Raw genomic sequence first — 20559 nt, 5'->3', positions numbered from 1 at the left:
TCAGTAGCGCGAGACGCGGGCTGGCTTCGGGCCGACGGCGTAGGCGCCGGCGCCGTTGGCGGCCAGCAGCAGGAAGCCGCCGGCAAGGCCGATGTTCTTCATCAGCGCGGTCGGCTCGCCGATATGGGCGATGTAGCCGGTGAACAGGCAGAACAGCGCGAGCAAGATGCCGACGATGCGGACCTGGAAGCCGATCAGCACGCAGATGCCACCGACGAGTTCGCAGAGGCCGACGAGGTAGGCCATCGCCAGCGGCTGCGGCAGGCCCATGCCGCCGAGCATGCCGGAAAGGCCCTCGGCGCCACCGGTCAGTTTGCCGAAGCCGGCGACGATGAAAAGAACCGACAGGAGCACCCGGCCGATAAGGAGGAGAAGGTTGGAATTCATGGACTGGGTTCCCGACAGAGGTTGATGACGCGCTGTAGCCTAGAAAACCCTGCGCTGCAGGAGAAGCCGGCGGCAACGGATCGTTCACCGAAACGGCACGGCCCGTCCCACGGGAGACAAGCCTTACCGAATGGGGCGGACGATCAGCCCGGGCGGGTCATCGCCGCGGGCACGACGATGCGCGCATAGTCCTCGGCCGAGACGAGGCCGGAGGCGACCGCCTCCTCGCGCAGCGTGGTGCCGTTGTGGTGCGCTGTTTTGGCGATCTTGGCGGCATTGTCGTAGCCGATGGTCGGGGCGAGCGCCGTCACCAGCATCAGCGACTGCTCCATCAGCGCCTTAATGCGGTCCTCATTGGCCTTGATGCCGTCGACGCAGTGCTCGCGGAAACTGTCCATCGCGTCGCCGAGGAGGCGGATCGAGGAAAGCACGGCGTTGGCGATCACCGGCTTGAAGACGTTAAGCTCGAAATGCCCCTGGCAGGAGCCGACGGTGACGGTCGTCTCGTGGCCGAACACCTCGACGGCGACCATGGTCATCGCCTCGGCCTGGGTCGGGTTGACCTTGCCCGGCATGATCGAGGAGCCCGGCTCGTTCTCCGGCAGCGACAGTTCGCCAAGGCCGGAGCGCGGGCCCGAGCCGAGGAAGCGGATGTCGTTGGCGATCTTGAAGAGGTCGGTCGCCAGCGCGTTCAGGCTGCCGTGGAAGAAGGTCAGTGCGCCGTGCGAGGCGAGCGCCTCGAACTTGTTGCCGGCGGTGCGGAACGGGTGGCCGGTGAGGCCCGCGATCTCGGCCGCGATCGCCGTGTCGAAGCCGACCGGGGCGTTGAGGCCGGTGCCGACGGCCGTGCCGCCCTGCGCCAGCGCCAAGACGTCGCCCAGCGCCTGCTCGATGCGCCGGCGGCCGAGGTGCAAGGCCGCGGCATAGCCGGAGAATTCCTGGCCGAGGGTGATCGGCGTCGCGTCCTGGGTGTGGGTGCGGCCGATCTTGATGATGTGGTCGAACTCTTTGGCCTTGGCGTCCAGCGAGGCGAACAGCGCGTCGATGGCGGGGAACACCCGCTTCATCGTCTCCACCACGACGGCGACATGCATGGCGGTCGGGAACACGTCGTTCGACGACTGGCCCATGTTGACGTGGTCGTTCGGGTGGACCGGCTTCTTCGAGCCCATCTCGCCGCCGAGCATCTCGATCGCCCGGTTCGAGATGACCTCGTTGACGTTCATGTTGGTCTGGGTGCCCGAGCCCGTCTGGTAGACGACCAGCGGGAAGTGATCGTCGAGCGCTCCGGAGATCACCTCGTCGGCGGCCTTCTCGATGGTCGCGGCAAGGTTCGCGTCGAGCTTGCCCATGCGCGTGTTGACGCGCGCCGCTGCCTTCTTGACGAGGGCGAGGGCGTGGATCAGCGGCAGCGGCTGCTTGTCGGTGCCGATCTTGAAGTTGTGCAGGGAGCGCTCGGTCTGCGCTCCCCAGTAACGGTCGGTGGCGACCTCGATGGCCCCGATGGAATCGGTCTCGCGGCGTGTCGTCATGTGCCCAGCTCTCCGGTTCAGGAGGCTGGGCAATGCGCTCCGGTCGCAGCCCAGGCCTCGTACAGCGCGCCGAATTCGGCCTGGGTGCCGGCGACGGGCTCGCGCCCCTTGCCGGGGTTCCAGCCCCATCCGACGAGATCGTCCTTTGCCATGTGCTCGACGAGTTCGGCAAGCGTCTTGCCGCCGTTTCTGTTCTGGTCCTTGATCTGCACGCAGATCTCGGCCAGCGTCTTGCCTTCCCAGGCCATCTCGATCGGCGCGAGGTGCCAGTTGGGATTGCCGGGGATCGACTTCAGCGTCGCGGCCTGGCCGACGACGTCGACATTGGCCGGGCCGTGGCAGGTGGTGCACTGCATGCCGGCCATGCCAAAATTCGCCTCGCCGCGCGACACCGGCGGCTGGTGCTTGGCGAGATTGTTCTGCAGCGGGCTGTCGCCCTTCGGGTGGCAGTTGACGCAGCGGGGATCGAGCAGAACCTTGCCGGTCTCCTCGAAGATCGCGATCGAGCGCTCTTTCTCGTCCTTGATGCTGTCGAAGGCCGAGACCGGCTTCAGCGTCTTCGCCTCGGCGGTCTTCTCCTGAGCATTGGACAGGGTCGGGGCCATCAGCGCGACGACGATGGCGATGGTCGCGGCAAGGCCCGCCAGCACGAGGATAGGCTTCACGTTACGCACCTTCAGGACACCACGACATTGACGATCGGCAGCTGCCGCACCGGCGAACCGGTCAGCTTGCGCCAGGCATTGGCGACGGCGGGGCCGACGGGGGGCACGCCGGGCTCGCCGACGCCGGTGGGCGGCTCGGTCGAGGGGATGATCGAGACCATCACCTCGGGCATCTCGTTGATGCGGATCGAGCGGTAGTCGTGGAAGTTCGACGGGACGATGCGTCCGCCGTCCCCGAGCGTCACCGCGTCGAACAGGACGGCACCGAGGCCGTAGCCGACGCCGCCCTCCATCTGCGCGGTGATGACGTTCGGGTTGATCGCGACGCCGCAGTCGACGGCGACCCAGACCTTGTGGACGCGCGGCAGCTTGTCCTCGCCGATCGAGGCCTCGACGATCTGCGCGACGAAGGTGCCGAAGCTTTCGACCACGGCGACGCCGCGCTCGCGGCCCGTCTGCACCGGGGCGCCGCCCCAGTCGGCCATCTCCGCGACCTTCTTCAAGGTCGCGACATGCCGCGACTTCGGATCGATCAAAGCAAGGCGTCCCTCGACGGGATCCTTGCCGGCCTTTTCCAGGAGTTCGTCGACGAAGGTCTCGACGGCAAAGCCCGTATGGGTGTGGCCGACAGAGCGCCACCAGAGCGCCGGCACCGGCAGCGTGGTGTTGTGCGATTCCACCTTCAGGCTCGGAATGGCATAGGGCAGGTTGGAGGCGCCCTCGACCGAGGTCTGGTCGAGCGTCGCCTTGGCCATGATCGACTGGCCGACGATCACCTGGTGCCAGCCGGTGATCTCGCCCGCGGGGCTCACCGAAGCCTTCATGCGGTGGGCGTACATCGGGCGGTAGTAGCCGCCGCGGATGTCGTCCTCGCGGGTCCACATGTGCTTGACCGGGCGCGTGCCACCCGACGCCTTGAACACCTCGGCGGCCTCGCGCATGTAGGGCGAGCCGAACTGCGCACGGCGGCCGAAGCTGCCGCCGCCGAGCTGGGTGTTGACGCGGATCTTCGCCTCGTCGATCCCGAGCACCTGGGAAAGTGCCTGCCGGTCCTGGCCGGGGAACTGCGCGCCGTTGTAGCAGTCGATCGAGCCGTCCGCGTTTTTGACGATGACGGCGTCGAGCGGCTCCATCGGCGCATGCGCGAGGAAGGGGAAGACGAGATCGGCTTCCAGCGTCTTCGCGCCCTCGGCCGTGAAGGCCTTCTCAACGTCGCCCTTGTTGGTCGCCTCAAAACCCTTCTCGGTGAAGAGCTTGGTGTAGTCAGCGGTGATCTCTCGGCTCGAGCGGGTCTCGGCCTTGGCGAGGTCCCATTCGATCACCAGCGCGTCGCGGCCCTTCAGGGCGGCGAAGGTGTTCTCACCGTAGACGGCGACGCCCTGCGGAATCTCTTTTACGTCGACGACGCCCGGCACCTTCAGCGCGGCGGCGGCATCGAAGGACTTCACCGTCGCGCCGAAATGATCGGGATGGGCGACGACGGCGACCAGCATGTTGTCGGCGAGGACGTCGAGCGTGAAGATGGCCTTGCCGGTCGACTTCGCCTCGGTGTCGAGCTTCGGCAGCGACTGGCCGATCAGGATGAAGTCCTTCGGGTCCTTCAGTTTCGGCTCGGCCGGTGGCGTCTCGGCCGTGGCCTTCTCGGCGAAAGCGCCGAAGCCGCTTTCCTTGCCCGACGCGACATGCGCGATGCGGCCCTTGGCGACGGTGATCTCGGCAGCGGGAACGCCCCACTCCTTGGCGGCAGCGGCGACCAGCATGGCGCGGGCGGTGGCGCCGGCCTTGCGCAGCTGGTCGTAGGAATTGAAGATCGCCGTCGAGCCGCCGGTGCCTTGCAGGCCGAAGGCAAGGTTCGCGTAGATCTTGTCGTCGGCCGGGGCGTGGACCGCGCGCATCTGGCTCCAGTCGGCGTCGAGCTCCTCGGCGACGATGGTGGCAAGGCCGGTGAACGGGCCCTGGCCGAACTCGATGTGCTTCGACAGGATCGTCACCGTGTCGTCGGCGGCGATCTTGACGAAGGCGTTGAGCTCGCGGAGTTCAGCCCCGCCGCCGGCTTCGACGCCGTTCGCGGTCATGCCGCGGGCAAAGCCCTTGGGCGCGAGAGCCAGGCCGATGACGAGGCCGCTGCCGACGAGGAAGCTGCGGCGGGTGGTGGTGTGGATGGTCATCGCTCAGCCCTCCAGCGTGCCGGCGGCGTTGTGGATCGCCTGGCGGATGCGTTGATAGGTGGCGCAGCGGCAGATGTTGCCGGCCATGGCGCCGTCGATGTCGGCATCCGTCGGCTTCGGCACGGTCTGCAGCAGCGAGACGGCGGACATGATCTGGCCGGACTGGCAGTAGCCGCACTGCGGCACGTCGATCGCCACCCAGGCGGCGTGCACCGCCTCGGCCTCGGCGCCCTCGACGCCCTCGATGGTGATCACCTCGGAGCCGTCGACGGTGGAGATCGGGGTGATGCAGGAGCGGCGCGTCATGCCGTCGAGATGCACCGTGCAGGCGCCGCATTGGGCAACGCCGCAGCCGTATTTGGTGCCGGTGAGCTTCTCGACGTCGCGGATCACCCACAGGAGCGGGGTCTCGGGGTCGCCGTCGAAGGTCTTTTCCTGGCCGTTCAGGGTGAAGGTGATCAAGGTGCCGCTCCCTCGGAGGTCCCGGCGCCACGGGGTCGGGCCGCAGGCTGCCGGCGTCTAATTTGGGGCAATTCTAATCTGCAGGGGGAAAAGCGTCTACTGCCCGGCGCGGCCCTTAGGGCGGAAACGTACCGTCCGGTAGCCTAAATGCCCTGTGGCGCTTACATTTCGCCGCTGAAAATAAAGTTCGGCGGCGCCGGCGCCGGCGATGACGTCAGCCCGTCGGAAGCGGTCAGCGCCGACCGAAGAGGCGTTCTATATCCGCAAGCTTCAGCTCGATAAAGGTCGGCCGGCCGTGGTTGCAGGTGCCGGAGCCCGGCGTCGCCTCCATCTGGCGCAGGAGCGCGTTCATCTCAGCCGGCCGCAGCGTGCGCCCGGCCCGGACCGAGCCATGGCAGGCCATGGTCGCGGCGACATGGTCGATCCGCCGCAGCAAGCTCTCGGCGCTGTCGCAGTCGGCGAGTTCGTCTGCCAGGTCCTGCACCAGCCGGGCGGTATCGACCTGGCCGAGCATCGAGGGCGTCGCGCGCACCGCGACGGCGCCCGGCCCGAAGCGCTCGAGGAAGAGGCCGAAGCGCTCGAAGGCCGGGGCATGCTCCGAGAGGCGGTCGGCGTCCTCCTCCGGCAGATCGACGATCTCCGGCAAGAGGAGGTGCTGGGCGGCGAGCGGCTTCTCGTGGATCGCCGTCTTCAGCGCCTCGTAGACCAAGCGCTCGTGCGCCGCGTGCTGGTCGACGATGACGAGGCTGTCCCCGGTCTCGGCGACGATGAAGGCATCGTGCAGCTGCGCCCGCGCCGCGCCGAGCGGGTAGCTGCGGGCGAGATCGTCGCCGTCATCCGCGCTGCGGGGCACGGCAGGGCGAGCATAGGGCGCCAGCCCTTCGAAGCCGCTGGCGATGCCGGCGAGGATCTCTAGCGATGGCGGCGCTGCCGGGCTGTCGGCGAGCGGGCGGAACGGCGACTGGCGAGGATCATACGCCGTCTGCGTGCCTTGGGAGAAGCCGCCTTGGTTCGCGCCGCCCCAGGCCGCGGCCGTCATGGCCGGCGCCGCGCCGCCCGGCCGGAAGCTCGACAGCATCCCGCTGGCGCTCTCGGTCGAGGCCCGCATGCCGGCCGCTGCCAGCGCCTGCCGGATGGCGCCGATGACGAGGCCGCGGACCATGCCGGGATCGCGGAAGCGGACGTCGGCCTTCGCCGGGTGGACGTTGACGTCGACGAAGGCTGGGTCGATCTCGAGGAATAGCACGGCGATCGGGTGGCGGTCGCGCGGCATGACGTCGGCATAGGCGCCGCGCAGGGCCGAGAGCAGCATCTTGTCGCGGACCGGGCGACCATTGACGTAGACATACTGGAACTGCGCATTGCCGCGGCTGTAGGCGGGGATGCCGGCAAAGCCGGTGAGCCTTGCGTTCTCGCGGCCCGCCTCGATGGGCAGGCTGTTTTCGGCGAAATCCTTGCCGACGACCGACGAGATGCGCCCGATCGGCGTCGCGCGCTCGAAGACCAGCTCGCTGCGGTCGCTGCCGGCGAGCGCAAAGCGCACCGCGGGAAAGGCGATGGCGATGCGCCGGATGACGTCGGTGACCGCCGCCGCCTCGGCCCGCTCGCTCTTCAGGAACTTCAGCCGGGCCGGCACGGCGTGGAAGAGGTCGCGCACCTCGACGACGGTGCCGCGCGACAGCGCCGCGGGGCGGGGGCCCTCGACCTTGCCGCCGTCGACGGCGATCTCGTGCGCCCCGTCGGCGCCGTCCCGGCGCGAGCGCAGCGACAGCCGCGCGACCGAGCCGATCGAGGGCAGCGCCTCGCCCCGAAAGCCAAGCGTCTGGATGAGGTGGAGATCGTCGACGAGCTTCGACGTGCAGTGGCGCCGCACGGCCAGCGGAAGTTCGCCGACCGGAATGCCGCAGCCGTCGTCGGTGATCCGGAGAAGGCCCTTGCCGCCGCCGGCGGTGACGATCTCGATCCGCGTCGCACCGGCGTCGAGCGCGTTCTCGACCAGTTCCTTGACGACGCTCGCCGGCCGCTCGACCACCTCGCCGGCGGCGATCTGGTCGATGACGGTCTCCGAGAGCTGGCGGATCGGCATGGTGCGGTGTCCGTTAAAACAGAATCACCCGCCCGGAGACCGGGCGGGTGATGCGTTGATAGGCCTTCGACCTGACCGGATCAAACCGGCGCGGTCACGGCAAGGCGGGCTGGCTCATCAGGCCGGCGTGCCCTTTTCCTCGAGCATGATGAAGACCGAGCGGCCCTTCACGACGATCTCTTCGGTGTGGTCGACCTTGCGTGGCTCCAGATCCGGCCAGTCGGACTGGATGTAGAGCTGGAAATGCGAGCCGGCGCGCGGCTCGGGCAAGCGGACGTTCGCGTCGTCGTGGCTGCCGTTGATGTAGATGACGGCGCGCTCGCTGTCGAACTCGTCGCCCTCTTCGCGCGGCGCATAGACGCTCATGCCGAGGAAGCGGCGCGAGCCGTCGTTCCACTCCTCCGGCGACAGTTCGTTGCCGTCCTCGCGCAGCCACTGCACGTCCGGCATGTCGCCGCCGCGCACTGTGTCGCCCGTCAGGAACGCATCGGCGTTGAGGGCCGGATGGGCCCGGCGCAGATGCGCGAGCTTGGCGGTGAAGTCCATCAGCAGCTCGTCGGCATTCTCCCAGTCGAGCCAGGTGATCTCGTTGTCCTGGGCATAGCCGTTGTTGTTGCCGCCCTGGGTGCGGCCGAACTCGTCGCCGGCGACGATCATCGGATTGCCGCGCGAAACCATCAGCGTTGCGAGCATCGCCCGGATGTCGCGGCCGCGCGCCTGGATCACGTCGGGATTGTCGGTCAGTCCCTCGACGCCGTTGTTCCAGGAATGGTTGGCGTTGTGGCCGTCGCGGTTGTCCTCGCCGTTCGCCTCGTTGTGCTTGTCCTCGTACATCGCGATGTCGGCGAGGGTGAAGCCGTCATGGGCGGCGAGGAAATTGACGCCGACCGAGGGCGTGCGGCCGTCATGGTTGTAGAGGTCGGCCGAGCCGGAGAGGCGGGTTGCCAGCGCGCCTAGCATGCCGTCCTCGCCCTTCCAGAACTTGCGGATGTCGTCGCGGAACTTGTCCTGCCACTCGAACCACGGCTTCGGAAAGTTGCCGACCTGGTAGCCGCCGGGGCCGACGTCCCAAGGCTCGGCGACGTGGATGCGGTCCTTCAGGACCTCATCCTCGGCGACCATCTTGAAGAACGGTGCGTCGTGGCTGAAGCCGTCCGGCAAGCGGCCGAGCACGGTGCCGAGATCGTAGCGGAAGCCGTCGATGCCCGTGGTCTGGACCCAGGTGCGGAGGACGTCGACGAACATCTTCGCCACCGGCGGCTTGTGCGTCGCGAAGGTGTTGCCGGTGCCGGTGTCGTTGAGGTTGAACTCCGGCTGGCCCTCGGGGTGGCGGTAGTAGAGGAGGTTATCGAGGCCGCGATAGCAGATGGTCGGGCCGACTTCCGAGCCTTCGCCGGAATGGTTGAAGACGACATCGAGGAGCACGCGGATGCCGCGCTCGTGCATTGCCTCGACCGCGCGGCGCACTTCGGCCAGGCCGCCTGGCGACAGGCGCGGATCGGGCGCCATATGGGTGATCGGGTTGTAGCCCCACGCATTGGTGAGGTTGTTGAGCATCAGATGCCCTTCGTCGATCCAGGCGGCGAGGGGCATGAACTCGACGGTGTCGACGCCGATGCGCTCGAGGTGGTCGAGGAAGTGCGGCTCGGCAAGCGCGGCGACGGTGCCGCGCAGTTCGCTGGAGATATCGGGGTTGCGCTGAGAAAAGGCGCGCACCGACAGCTCATAGGTAAAGCCCGGGGCCTTGAACGGCAGCGTCGTCGCGTCGCGCAAGGGATCGATGACGACGGCGCGCGGGATGAAGGCGGCACTGTCGAGCTCGCGCTCCGGCGGTGCGGTGAGGCCCGGCTGGTAGATGAACGGCCGGTCGAGCTGGATGGCGTAGGGATCGACCAGGAGCTTCGAATAGTCGAAGCGGTGGCCTTCCTTCGGCGCATAGGGCCCCTTGGCGCGCAGGCCGTAGCGTGCACCGGCGGCAAGACCCGGGACGAAGCCGTAGCGGAAACCCTTGCCGTCGAGGCCTTCAAGCGTCAGGCGATCGGTTTCCTGTGTGCCGGCCTCGTCGAAGAGGCAGACCTCGATGGCATCCGCATTCTCGGAGTAGACGGCGAAGTGGACGCCGTCGGCGTCGACCGTGGCGCCCAGCTCAGCCGGCTTGCCACGTTCGGTCGTGATGGTGTTCGACATGGAGGTCCCGCGAGAAGGAGAAAAGATCAGGTAATCACGTCAGGCGCCGTGCGCTTGGTACGTTTGGTGATCTCGCCGATAACATCAGCGGTCTCGATGAGTTCCCGCAGCACGGTTTGCGGTGCAGCATCATGCTTGGACGCATCCGGCTGGTAGGCCTCGATGTAGACGCGCAGCGTGGCGCCTTGGGTGCCCGTGCCCGACAGGCGGTACACGATCCGGGCGCCGCCCGAGAAGAGGATCCGCACGCCCTGGCCGGTGGAGATCGAGCCGTCGATCGGATCCTTATAGGAGAAGTCGTCGGCTTCCGACACCACCAAGGTCCCGAAACGCTGGCCCGACATCGAGGCCAGGCGGTCGCGCAGCGATCCCATCAGCCCGGCCGCGGCCTTGCTATCGATCTCTTCGTAGTCGTGCCGCTGGTAGTAGGTGCGGCCGAATTCCGCCCAGTGGCTGGAGAGGATGTCCGCGACGCTCTCCTTGCGGACGGCCAGGATGTTCAGCCAGAGCAGCACTGCCCAAAGCCCGTCCTTCTCGCGCACATGGTCGGAGCCGGTGCCAGCGCTCTCCTCGCCACAGATGGTCACCTTGCCGGCGTCGAGGAGGTTGCCGAAGAACTTCCAGCCGGTCGGCGTCTCGAAGATCGGAACGCCGCGTTTGGCGGCCACGCGGTCGGCGGCCTGGCTGGTCGGCATCGAGCGGGCGATGCCGACGATGCCCCGGGCGTAGCCCGGCGCCAGATGCGCGTTGGCGGCAAGCACCGCGAGTGAATCGGACGGCGTCACCACGACGCCGCGCCCGACGATCAGGTTGCGGTCGCCGTCGCCGTCGGAGGCCGCACCGAAGTCCGGGCCATCCGGCGCCATCAGGAGCTCGATCAGCTCGTGCGCGTGGACGGCGTTGGGATCGGGATGGCCGCCGCCGAAATCCTCCAGCGGCACGCCGTTCATCACGGTGCCCGCGGGGGCGCCGAGCAGGCCTTCGAGGATCGCCGTGGCATAGGGGCCGGTGACGGCATGCATGGCGTCGAACTTGATGCGGAAGCCGCCGGCGATCAGCGCACGGATCGCGCCGAAATCGAACAGCGTCTGCATGAGGGCGGCGTAGTCGGCGACGGGGTCGACCACCTCGACCACCATGTCCTCGATCGTCGTCTCGCCGAGAACGGAGAGGTCCGGGGAGGGCGCGTCGGACATCTTGTACGCGGCGATCTCCTTCGACCGGGTGAAGGTCGCCTCGGTGATCGCCTCGGGGGCCGGGCCGCCATTGGCGATGTTGTACTTGATGCCGAAGTCGCCGTTCGGGCCGCCGGGATTGTGGCTGGCCGACAGGATGATGCCGCCGGCGGCCTTGCGCTGGCGGATCATGTTGGAGGCGGCGGGCGTCGAGAGGATGCCGTCCTTGCCGACGACGACGCGGCCGAAGCCGTTGGCGGCGGCCATGCGGATCGCGGTCTGCACCACCTCGCGGTTGAAGAAGCGGCCGTCGCCGCCGATCACCAGCGTCGCGCCGGGCTGGCGCTCGGCGACGTCGAAGATCGACTGGATGAAGTTCTCGGCATAGTGCTTCTGCTGGAAATGCGGGACCTTCTTGCGCAGGCCCGAAGTGCCGGGCTTCTGGTCGTCGAAGGGCCGGGTGGCGATCGTCTCGATCATGGCGTCTGCTCTTTCGTCAGGGACCGGTAGAGTTCGGCGTAACGGGCGGCGCTGGCCGTCCAGCCGACATCGGTGGCCATGCCGCGCTTCTGCATGGCTTGCCAGAGGGGGGGATCGGCGTAAAGCCGGTTGGCCTTGTGCACCGCGTCGAGCAGCGTGTCGCGGTCGACGGGCGAGAAGATGAGCCCGGTGGCGACCGCCGCCGTAATCGCCGCGAAATTGCTGTCGATCACCGTGTCGGCAAGGCCGCCGACGCGGGCGACGATCGGGATGCAGCCATAGCGCAACGCATAGAGCTGGGTCAGGCCGCAAGGCTCAAAGCGCGAGGGGATCAGCAGCGCGTCGGCGCCGGCCTGGACCTTGTGCGACAGCGTCTCGCTGTAGCCGATGCGCACGCCGATGCGGCCGGGATGGCGAGCGTGCGCCGCGTGGAAGGCCCCCTCGATCAGCCGGTCGCCCGAGCCGACGATCGCCAGCCGTGCGCCGCTGGCGACGATGTCGTCGCAGAGCGCCACGAGCACGTCCATGCCCTTCTGCCAGGTGAGGCGGCTGACCACGGCGTAGATCGGGCCGGCCTCGTGCGCGAAGCCGAACTCGGTCTCCAGTGCGCGCTTGTTCTGGGCGCGGGCCTTGAGGGCGCGCAGACTGTAGGTCTTGGCGATGTTGCTGTCGGTCGCGGGGTTCCAGGTGTCGGTATCGATGCCGTTGACGATCCCGATCAGCCGGTCGCCGCGGCCGCGCAACAGGCCGTCGAGTCCCATGCCGCCCTCGGCGGTGAGGATCTCCTCGGCATAGGTCGGGCTGACCGTGGTAACGGCGTCGGCGGCATGCAAGCCGCCTTTCAGGAAGCCGACGCTGCCATAGTACTCGACGCCTTCCAGCGACCAGGCGGAGGCCGGCAGACCGAGCTTGGGGAAGATCTCGAGCGGGTAGCTGCCCTGGAAGGCCAGGTTGTGAACGGTGACGACGGTCTTCGGGCGACGCTGGCCGCGGCCGAAAGCGAGGTACACCGGCGCCAGCGCAGCTTGCCAGTCGTGGGCATGCAGGATGTCCGGGGCGTAGCCGTCGATCGCGCCTTCGCCGACCAAGGCGCCCGCCTTGCCGAGCGCGGCAAAGCGGGCCCAGTTGTCGGCATGCTCGTGCCCGTCATTGCCGATATAGGGGCCACCCGCGCGGTCGTAGAGGTGCGGCGCGTCGAGGAGCAGAAGGTCCAGCCCCTCGGCCTTGGCCGCAAGAATCCGCGCCGACCCGCCGAACAGTTCGGGGATGACGAGAACGCTCTCCGTCGGCCCGACCGCCCGCACCACGTCGGGATAGGCCGGCATCAAGGTGCGAACCCCGATGCCGAGCGCGCCGAGCGCCAGCGGCAGAGCGCCGGCGACGTCGGCGAGCCCGCCCGTCTTGATGAAGGGGAAGACCTCCGAGGCGACGGAGAGAACGCTGAGGCTCATCGGTAGTTGAGCCGGTCGATCATCGACTTGGTGACGAGGCAGATGCCGTTCTCGGTGCGGCGGAAGCGCTGGGCGTCGAGCTCGGGATCCTCGCCGATGACGAGCCCGTCCGGGATCGCGACGCCGCGGTCGATCACCGCCCGCGTGATGCGCGCGCTCCGGCCGATGGTCGCGTGCGGCAGCACGACGGCATGGTCGAGGCTCGAATAGGAACGCTGGCGCACGCCGGTGAACAGCAGCGAGCGCATCAGCGAGCCGCCGGAGATGATGCAGTCGCCCGAGACCAGCGAGGAGATCGCCTGGCCGCGGCGGCCGTCCTCGTCATGCACGAACTTCGCCGGCGGGGTGATCTCGGAATAGGTCCAGATCGGCCAGTTGCGGTCGTAGATGTCGAGCGGCGGGACGACGTCGGTAAGGTCGATGTTCGCCTGCCAGTAGGCATCGACCGTGCCGACGTCGCGCCAGTAGGCATCGTACTCGTTCTCCGACCGCACGACGGAGCGGTTGAAGGAATGCGCCTGCGCCGTGCCGTGCTTGACGATGTGCGGGATGATGTCCTTGCCGAAGTCGCGGCTCGACTTCGGGTCAGCCGCGTCACGGCGCAACTGGTCCATCAGGAACTTGGTGTCGAAGACGTAGATGCCCATCGACGCCAGCGCCGTGTCCGGCCGGCCGGGGATCGCTGGCGGGTCGATCGGCTTCTCGACGAAGGCGGTGATGCGGCCGGTGTCGTCGACATGCATGACGCCGAAGCCGACCGCCTCCATGCGCGGGACCTCGAGGCAGCCGACGGTGACGTCGGCGCCACTGTCGACATGCTGCTGCAGCATGATCTCGTAGTCCATCTTGTAGACGTGGTCGCCCGCCAGGATGACGATGTACTGCGGCGCGTAGTCCTCGATGATGTCGATGTTCTGGTACACCGCGTCGGCGGTGCCGGCATACCACTGGTCCTCCGACACGCGCTGGCTGGCCGGCAGCACGTCGAAGCTCTCGTTGCGCTCGGGCCGCAAGAAGTTCCAGCCGCGCTGCAGGTGGCGGATCAGGCTGTGAGCCTTGTACTGCGTAGCGACGCCGATGCGCCTGATGCCGGAATTGATGGCGTTCGAGAGCGCGAAGTCGATGATGCGGGTCTTGCCGCCGAAATAGACCGCGGGCTTTGCCCGGTTGTCGGTCATTTCCATCAGCCGGCTGCCGCGGCCGCCAGCGAGGACATAGGCCATCGTATCGCGTGAGATCGGCGCATGGCGCTTGCGGTCGGTCATCGTTCATCCTCCCAGTATGCCATCGGAGGTGCGCGACCCTCCCAGGCCGCCGCCCTTCCGGAGCGCTTGTTGTCGTCGCGTCTGTTGTCTTCGTCCTTGCCGGTATGGCTGCGGACAGTCGTTAGAGATAGCGCCGTGCCGCCATGCTTCTACAAGCCAAGGGCACGCCGCAAGGGGCTTTTTCCACTATTCCCGGTCTGACGGAAGCCTTGCCACGCCGTATGCCGAGCATGGCCTAGGAGCCGCCGCGCGGCTTTGCGGGCCGGCGGAAAACCTAGACCCTCAGGAGACGGTCTAGGTGGCAGCGGTGAAGGAGAGTTTACGAACGCCGGGGCTCGGTGCCGGGTCCCGCGTGCCAGATGTCCTTGGCGTATTCGCGGATCGAGCGGTCCGACGAGAACCAGGACATGCGCGCGGTGTTGCGCACCGCCTTCTCGCCCCAGGAGGCGCCGTCCTGCCAGGTGGTGTCGAGCTGGCGCTGAGTGTTCCAGTAGGCTTCGAAGTCGGCGGCGATCATCCACCAGTCGTTGTTGTAGATGTTGGAGACAAGGCTCGCATAGCTCTCCTGTCCCTCTGGCGAGAACACACCCTTGACGATCGATTCCATCGCCCCGCGCAAGAGCCGCGAGTTCTCGATGGTCGAGCGGCCGCTGTGCGCGTCGCGCCGGCGCTGGGCGACCTCGGAGGCGGTGAGGCCGAAGATGAAGATGTTCTCCTCGCCAAGGTGCTCGAGCATCTCGACATTGGCGCCGTCGAGCGTGCCGATGGTGAGGGCCCCGTTCAGCGCGAACTTCATGTTGCCGGTGCCGGAAGCCTCGAGGCCGGCAGTCGAGATCTGCTCGGACAGATCGGCCGCCGGCATGATGATCTCGGCAAGGCTCACATTGTAGTTCGGGATGAACACGACCTTCAGGAGATTCTGCACGGACGGATCGGAGTTCACGACGCGGGCGACGTCGTTGATGAGGTGGATGATCTCCTTGGCCTGCGCATAGCTTGGCGCCGCCTTGCCGGCGAAGATCTTCACCCGCGGCTGCCAGTTCAGCTCGGGATGCGAGCGGATCTGGTCGTAGAGCGCGATCGCCTCGATGATGTTGAGGAACTGGCGCTTGTACTCGTGGATGCGCTTGACCTGGATGTCGAACATCGCCGTCGGGTCGACCGAGATCGCCAGCCGGTCCTCGATGACCTTGGCGAGCCGCTCCTTGTTCTGCCGCTTCACCGCCATGAAGCGCTCGCGGAAGCTGGAATCGGTGGCGAGCTTGTCGAGATCGGCAATCTTGTCGATGTCGTCGAGGAAGGCCGGGCCGATCGCATCGGTGATGAGATTGGTCAGGCCCGGATTGCACTGCATCAGCCAGCGGCGCGGGGTGACGCCATTGGTCTTGTTCTGGATCCGCTGCGGATAGAGCTCATGCAGCGAATGGAACACGGTCTCCTTCATCAGCTCGGTGTGCAGCGCCGAGACGCCGTTGATCGTGTGCGATCCGGCGAAGGCGAGCTGGCCCATCCGCACGCGGCGGCCGTTGTTCTCGTCGATCAGCGACATGGCGGTGATCTTGGCGCCGTCGAAGCCGAGCCTGGCGGCCTCGCGGATCATCTGCGCGTTGATGGCGTAGATGATCTGCATCTGCCGCGGCAGCAGCCGCTCGAAGAGGTTGATCGGCCAGGTTTCGAGCGCTTCGGGCAGGAGCGTGTGGTTGGTGTAGGAGAAGGTCTTCTGGGTGATGCCCCAGGCATCGTCCCAGGCGAAGCCGTGCACGTCGATCAACAGCCGCATCAGCTCGGCGACCGAGACCGCCGGGTGCGTGTCGTTCAGCTGGATCGCCACCTGCTCATTGAGGTTGGACAGGTTCGGATTGGTACGAAGGTGCTCGCGGATGATATCCTGCAGCGAGGCGGACGAGAAGAAGAACTCCTGCCGCAGCCGCAGTTCCTGGCCGGCCTGGTGCGAGTCGGCGGGGTAGAGAACGCGGGTGATTGCCTCGGCCTTGTTGGCCTCGCGCAGCGCGCCGATGTGGTCGCCGGAGTTGAAGGCATCCAGCAGGATCGGGTCGAGCGACTGCGCGCTCCAGAGCCTCAGCGTGTTGACGTGCTCGCCGCGCCAGCCGACGATCGGCGTGTCGTAGGCGACCGCCAGCACGCGCTCGGCGGGGCGCCAGATCTGCCGCGGCGGCTTGCCGGGCTCGTCGATCGACGAGACCTTGCCGCCGAAGCCGATCTCGTAGGAGCTCTCGCGGCGCTCGAACTCCCAGGGATTGCCGTGCGCGAGCCAGTTCTCCGGCAGCTCGACCTGCTCGCCATCGACGACTTCCTGGCGGAAGAAGCCGTGGACGTAGCGGATGCCGTAGCCGAAGGCGGGGACGCCGGTCGAGGCCATGGATTCCATGAAGCAAGCGGCGAGGCGGCCGAGACCGCCATTGCCGAGCGCGGCATCGGGCTCCAGCAGCTCGATCATGTCGAGGCTGACGTCGAATTCTGCCAGCGCCTCGGTGACGGCCTCGGTCAGGCCGAGATTGCTGATCGCGTCGCGCAGCAGGCGGCCAATCAGGAATTCCATCGAGAGGTAGCAGACGCGCTTCTCACCGCTCTCGTAGATGTGCTGGCGGGAGGCCAGCCAGTGATCGATGATCCGGTCGCGAACGGCGAGCGTCGTCGCTTCCAGCCAGTCGTGCCGGCGGGCGGAGGCGGGATACTTGCCGATCGAATAGGTCAGCTTCTCCAGGATCTCGGAGGCGAGGGTATCCCGGTCGTTCAGCCGCGGCTCGGCCTTGGCGAGGACGGTCGGCGACTCTTCGGCCTGGATGGCTTCTGCCTGGGCTTCTTCAAGTGCGGAGCTCATGTCAGTTCCTCATGTCGCGGATGGCGGTGACGAGACCTCTGGTGGAGCCGTCGCGCCCGGAGGCGTCGGCGTCCCCGGTGACGACCGGCAGAAGGCCGGTGGCAAGCTCCTTGCCGAGCTCGACGCCCCACTGGTCGAAGGCGTTGATGCCGAACAGCTGGGCCTCGACGAAGACCCGGTGCTCGTAAAGCGCGATCAGGCGCCCGAGCGTGAACGGATTAAGACGGGCGTGGAGGATGGTGATCGACGGGCGGTCGCCGGAGAACTCGCGGTGCGGCGCGATGCGTTCGGCCTCCGCCGCCGGCGCTCCCTTGTCCAGCATCTGTTGGCGCGCCTCCTCGAGCGTCCGGCCGCGCATCAGCGCCTCGCTCTGCGCCAGGCAGTTGGCGAGCAGCAGGTCGTGATGCTGCTTGAGGCCCGGCTCGTGGCTGTTGGCGGCAACGATGAACTCGGCCGGGATCGCCCCGGTGCCTTGGTGGATCAGCTGGTAGAAGGCATGCTGGCCGTTGGTGCCGGGCTCGCCCCAGACGAGCGGGCCGGTGACCGTCGGCGTGCGGCGGCCGTCGAGGCCGACATGCTTGCCGTTGGACTCCATGTCCAGCTGCTGGAGATAGGCGGGAAAACGCGCCAGCCGCTGGTCGTAGGGCAGGATCGCGCGCGCCGGATAGTTCTGTGCGACCCGGTGCCACCAGCCGACGAGGCCGAGCAGCACCGGCAGGTTCGCCTCCAGCGGCGCGGTCCGGAAGTGGACGTCGAGGCTGCGCGCGCCTTCGAGGAAACGGCGGAAGTTTTCGGGGCCGATGGCGAGCATGATCGGCAGGCCGATCGCCGACCAGAGCGAGTAGCGCCCGCCGACCCAGTCCCAAAAGCCGAAAACGCGCGTCGAGTCGATGCCGAAGGCCGCGACCTTGTCGAGGGCGGTCGAGACGGCGCAGAAATGCGCCGAGACCGCGTCCTCGCCGAGCGCCGTCGCCACGAAGGCGCGCGCGGTGGCGGCATTGGTCATGGTCTCGGTAGTGGTGAAAGTCTTCGACGCGACGATGAAGAGCGTCGTCGCGGGATCGAGCCCCTTCAGCGTGTCGGCGATATGGGCGCCGTCGACGTTCGAGACGAAATGCGCCCGTGGCCCGTCGTGGAAGGGGGAGAGCGCGAGTGTCGCCATCGCCGGCCCGAGGTCCGACCCGCCAATGCCGATGTTGACGACGTCGGTGAACGGCTTGCCGGTCGCGCCACGGGTCGTGCCGGCGCGGATGCCGTCAGAAAAGGCTGTCATCGCCGCCAGCACCGCCTCGACGTCGGCACCGACCGGCTCGCCGGCGGCGGCAAAGCCGTCCGACGGCTGACCACGCAAGGCGACATGCAGCACCGAGCGTCCTTCCGTCGCATTGATCGGCGCTCCGGCGAACATGGCGTCACGCTTGGCCTCGAGCTCCATCTCGCGGGCAAAGGCGAAGAGCGCTAAGAGGTCGTCGGCACCGAGCGCGGTCTTCGAGACATCGAGCAGGAGATCGTCGAGCCGGGCGGACAAGGTGTCGAAGCGTTTTGGATCGGCCGTGAAGCGAGCGGCAATGCCTTCGGACTTGGCACGCTCGCCGCGCTCGATGAGGGCCATGATGGCCGGGCTGGGAGTGGCGGCAGTCTGTGCGTTCACGTCAACGTTCCATGGTCGGTTGCGGGTGGCGGTCTCGGCGCCGGATGCCGTCTGCCGCAGGATAGGGCCATACCGGGCAATGATCGAGGGGAGAGGCCATTATTTCCTGTCGCACTGCAGCAAGAAGGTTTTGACGCCTAACCCTCACAGGCACGTGACAGGGATTGATGGCGAGATCAGGAACGGCGAACGCCAGCTGCGATTCCTTGAATATCTTGCCTCGCAGAAGCTGTTTCCAGAATGCCTTTGTCGGTTCATGCCGATGAAGGTCCGGGGCCCTCAGGAGAATGAAGATGAAGAAGTTCGTGATCGCTAGTGCCGTCGCCGCGATGATCCTGCCCTCGCTGGCCTTTGCTCAGGAAGCCACGCCCGCCACGGGCATGCAGGGCATGTCGACGCCCGCGGCCAGCGACTACACCATCGAGATCAAGACCAATCTAGACGTCGCCACCGGGACCGACAACACCGACTCCAGCATGAACCGCAACACCGATCCCGCCGCCATCCAGCGGACGATCGATGCCAATCCGGGGCTTGCCGAAAAGCTGGCATCCGAGGGCGTGAAGATCGAGGATATCGGCAACCTGTCGGTGCAGCCCGGCGGCAAGGTCGTGGTCTACAAGTCCTGAACCGCCTGAACGGCCGAACGGACCGGTTTTAGAAAAAGGCGCCCTTCGCGAGAGGGGCGCCTTTTTCGCGTCGGCTGGTGGTGGTCGCGACCGCGCGTCAGTCGATGGTAACGGTCTTGACGTTGACGAACTCGTGGATGCCCTCGTGCGAGAGCTCCCGGCCATAGCCGGAGTTCTTGATGCCGCCGAAGGGGAGGCGCTGGTCGGAGGCGGTCATCCGGTTGATGTAGGTGCCGCCGGCCTCCAGCTCGCGGGCAAAACGCTCCTGCTCAGCCGGCTCCTCTGTCCAGGCCGAGCTCGACAGGCCGAAATCGCTGTCGTTGGCGAGCGCGATCGCCTCATCGATCGAGGTCACCTTGAAGAAGATGGCAACGGGACCGAACAGTTCCTCGCGGTAGGCCGGGGCGTTCTCCGGCACGTCGGCGATGATCGAGGGCTGGTAGAAATAGCCGGGACGGTCGACGGCGGCGCAGCCGGAGACGCGTCTGGCGCCCATCGACAGGCTCTTTTCCACCTGTCCGGCGATCTCGTCGCGGATCTTGGCGGTGGCGAGCGGCCCCATGTCCGTGCCGGCGTCCATCGGGTCGCCCACCACCATGGCGTCAACCTTTGCGCGGTAGCGCTCGAGATAGTCGTCGTAGACGTCGGCATGGACGATAAAGCGCTTGGCGGCGATGCAGCTCTGGCCATTGTTCTGCATGCGGGCGCGCACGCCGACCTCGGTCGCCTTGGCAAGATCGGCCGAGGGCATGACGATGAACGGATCGGCGCCGCCGAGTTCAAGAACGGTCTTCTTCAAATGCGCGCCGCACTGTGCGGCGACGGCACGGCCGGCCGGCTCGCTGCCGGTCAGCGTCGCCGCCTTGATGCGGGGATCGGTGACGATCGATTCCACCTTGGAGCCGGCGACGACCAGCGTCTGGAACACGCCCGCGGGCGCGCCGGCATCGGTGAAGATCTTCTCGATCTCGAGCGCCGAGTGCGTGACGTTGGAGGCGTGCTTCAGGAGGCCGACATTGCCGGCCATGACGGCGGGGGCGGCAAAGCGGAAAACCTGCCAGAACGGGAAATTCCACGGCATGATGGCGAGCACCGGGCCGAGCGGGCGGTAGGCAACGAAGTTCTTGCCCGCCGGACCCTCGCGCACGCTGTCGGCGAGGAAGCTAGGCGCGTTTTCGGCGTAGAAGCGGCAGCCGGCGGCGCATTTCTCGATCTCGGCCTTCGCCTCGGCGAGGCGCTTGCCCATCTCGGCGACGGCGGTTTCCGCCAGACGGTCGCGGCGCTCGTCGAGGATGTCGGCGACCCGCAGGAGGAGAGCGGTGCGCTCGGCAAAGCGCGTCTGACGCCAGTCGCGAAAGCCGTGCTCGGCCTTTGCGAGCGCTGCCTCGATCTGCTCCGGCGTGTGCTCGGCGTAGTCGGCGATCGTCTCGCCGGTGGCGGGGTTGATGCTGCGGGCCATGGCTGAAGCTTCCTTTCGGCGATGAATGCCGAAAGGGCTATGTCGCCGGGACAGGGCGCGTCAAGCCGCGCCTCTCCCCAAGGGGCGACGGCGCCCGATGCTGAAGCCGGGCGCGGAACT

General features: G+C 67.3%; 14 protein-coding genes. 1 reads left to right on the top strand and 13 read right to left on the bottom strand.

Going from position 1 to position 20559, the window contains the following annotated elements:
* From ACZLZQ_RS01755 to pgi, 12 genes are all read right to left on the bottom strand, one after another.
* Complete coding sequence (locus ACZLZQ_RS01755; RefSeq protein ID WP_472947846.1) at positions 1 to 387, bottom strand: DoxX family protein; 387 nt, start codon at positions 385 to 387, stop codon at positions 1 to 3.
* 143 nt (positions 388 to 530) lie between these two features.
* Positions 531 to 1919 (bottom strand): class II fumarate hydratase, encoded by a 1389-nt coding sequence (gene fumC / locus ACZLZQ_RS01750; protein WP_472947845.1) that lies wholly within the window; start codon positions 1917 to 1919, stop codon positions 531 to 533.
* Positions 1920 to 1936: 17 nt separating this feature from the next.
* On the bottom strand, positions 1937 to 2584 hold the full coding sequence (locus tag ACZLZQ_RS01745; RefSeq protein ID WP_472932267.1) for a multiheme c-type cytochrome: 648 nt from the start codon (positions 2582 to 2584) through the stop codon (positions 1937 to 1939).
* A gap of 11 nt (positions 2585 to 2595) precedes the next feature.
* Positions 2596 to 4752 carry a xanthine dehydrogenase family protein molybdopterin-binding subunit gene (locus ACZLZQ_RS01740; protein ID WP_472947843.1) on the bottom strand — a complete coding sequence of 719 codons (2157 nt, stop codon included), beginning with the start codon at positions 4750 to 4752 and terminating at the stop codon, positions 2596 to 2598.
* A gap of 3 nt (positions 4753 to 4755) precedes the next feature.
* Positions 4756 to 5214 (bottom strand): (2Fe-2S)-binding protein, encoded by a 459-nt coding sequence (locus ACZLZQ_RS01735; RefSeq protein WP_472932269.1) that lies wholly within the window; start codon positions 5212 to 5214, stop codon positions 4756 to 4758.
* A 232-nt stretch (positions 5215 to 5446) separates the two neighbouring features.
* Entirely contained in the window at positions 5447 to 7300 is a 1854-nt protein-coding gene (gene mutL, locus ACZLZQ_RS01730; RefSeq protein ID WP_472947842.1) for a DNA mismatch repair endonuclease MutL, read from the bottom strand.
* Between the two features lie 117 nt (positions 7301 to 7417).
* Positions 7418 to 9487 (bottom strand): glycogen debranching protein GlgX, encoded by a 2070-nt coding sequence (glgX, locus tag ACZLZQ_RS01725; protein ID WP_472947840.1) that lies wholly within the window; start codon positions 9485 to 9487, stop codon positions 7418 to 7420.
* Between the two features lie 26 nt (positions 9488 to 9513).
* Entirely contained in the window at positions 9514 to 11142 is a 1629-nt protein-coding gene (locus ACZLZQ_RS01720; RefSeq protein ID WP_472947838.1) for an alpha-D-glucose phosphate-specific phosphoglucomutase, read from the bottom strand.
* A complete protein-coding gene (gene glgA / locus ACZLZQ_RS01715) occupies positions 11139 to 12593 on the bottom strand; it encodes a glycogen synthase GlgA (protein WP_472947837.1) in 1455 nt (484 codons plus the stop codon). Before glgA ends, ACZLZQ_RS01720 begins: the two co-directional genes overlap by 4 nt.
* Positions 12590 to 13858 carry a glucose-1-phosphate adenylyltransferase gene (gene glgC, locus ACZLZQ_RS01710; RefSeq protein WP_472932274.1) on the bottom strand — a complete coding sequence of 423 codons (1269 nt, stop codon included), beginning with the start codon at positions 13856 to 13858 and terminating at the stop codon, positions 12590 to 12592. The genes glgA and glgC overlap by 4 nt, the downstream gene beginning before the upstream one ends.
* A gap of 319 nt (positions 13859 to 14177) precedes the next feature.
* A complete protein-coding gene (locus ACZLZQ_RS01705; RefSeq protein ID WP_472947836.1) occupies positions 14178 to 16700 on the bottom strand; it encodes a glycogen/starch/alpha-glucan phosphorylase in 2523 nt (840 codons plus the stop codon).
* Between the two features lies 1 nt (position 16701).
* Positions 16702 to 18351: a glucose-6-phosphate isomerase gene (gene pgi, locus ACZLZQ_RS01700; RefSeq protein ID WP_472947835.1), complete on the bottom strand. Its 1650-nt coding sequence runs from the start codon at positions 18349 to 18351 to the stop codon at positions 16702 to 16704.
* 293 nt (positions 18352 to 18644) lie between these two features.
* Between pgi and ACZLZQ_RS01695 the strand changes: the two genes are divergently transcribed.
* Positions 18645 to 18980, top strand: a complete 336-nt coding sequence (locus ACZLZQ_RS01695) for a hypothetical protein (RefSeq protein WP_472932277.1) — start codon at positions 18645 to 18647, stop codon at positions 18978 to 18980.
* A gap of 97 nt (positions 18981 to 19077) precedes the next feature.
* On the opposite strand, the gene ACZLZQ_RS01690 is transcribed toward ACZLZQ_RS01695, so the two are convergent.
* Positions 19078 to 20439 (bottom strand): NAD-dependent succinate-semialdehyde dehydrogenase, encoded by a 1362-nt coding sequence (locus ACZLZQ_RS01690; protein ID WP_472947834.1) that lies wholly within the window; start codon positions 20437 to 20439, stop codon positions 19078 to 19080.
* Between the last annotated feature and the right edge of the window lie 120 nt (positions 20440 to 20559).

The sequence above is a fragment of the Mesocryomonas lacus genome, assembly GCF_055730105.2.
The sequence above is the reverse complement of the archived record's forward strand: the minus strand, read 5'-3'. Positions and strand labels throughout refer to the sequence as shown.